The organism is Ligilactobacillus salitolerans (assembly GCF_003864415.1).
GTDB lineage: Bacteria > Bacillota > Bacilli > Lactobacillales > Lactobacillaceae > Ligilactobacillus > Ligilactobacillus salitolerans.
Genome location: NZ_BFFP01000096.1, coordinates 1 through 690, shown reverse-complemented (window position 1 = coordinate 690; position 690 = coordinate 1). Strand labels below are relative to the sequence as shown.

Annotated in this window: 1 protein-coding gene; it reads right to left on the bottom strand. The window is 45.7% G+C overall.

Going from position 1 to position 690, the window contains the following annotated elements:
* The coding region (locus LFYK43_RS12205) for a UPF0236 family transposase-like protein (RefSeq protein WP_174714001.1) at positions 1-690 on the bottom strand (690 nt) is incomplete at both ends.

Sequence of the window (690 nt, the reverse complement as noted above, 5' to 3'; positions counted from 1 at the left end):
CTAAATAATTTCCACTGGGATCAGTACTCAATTGGCTGTCGACCGTGGTTAAAACTAATTCAACATCCTTCACGCTGTAATCACGAAAGACTGCCCGCAGTAGCTTTTGAATCAGTTCTGGATGTGATTGACTTAAGCGCTCCTCCAGCTTGCGACGGACATGAAAATGATCTAGCTGATGGATCCATTGTTTAGCACCACTCCCGAAACGTTCAAACTTGTCCGCAGTATAACCACTGCCGTTATCAGAGTTAGTAATAACGACCGTTTCTCGCAAGTCGTAGTGGGCGTGCAGGTACATGTCTGCTTGCCAGAAAACAGCTTCACGGTCAGTGCCTGAGAAAGTCTTCGCATTAATTAATTCTTTGCGCTGCTTAACCGGCTTCCCGTTACGCTTCAACAGTTTCTGGCTGCCTTCATGGACCGTGATCCGGTGCAGTGAACCATGGTGAACCGAATTGCCAAACTCTTTAAACAATAAAGCATCTCCAGTGACCACCAAATAAGGGACTTGGCGACGTTTTGTCAATTTACTTTTTTCAATGGTATCTTGAGCTTGAACGGCTTCACTTTCCTTCTGAGCCTTGATCTGTGCACCAGTGACATGCACGATCTGATTAACAGCTTGATGGCTCAAAGTTACTGGGGTCAAAAGCGCAAAGACTTCAGCCTCATGACGATTAGTCATTC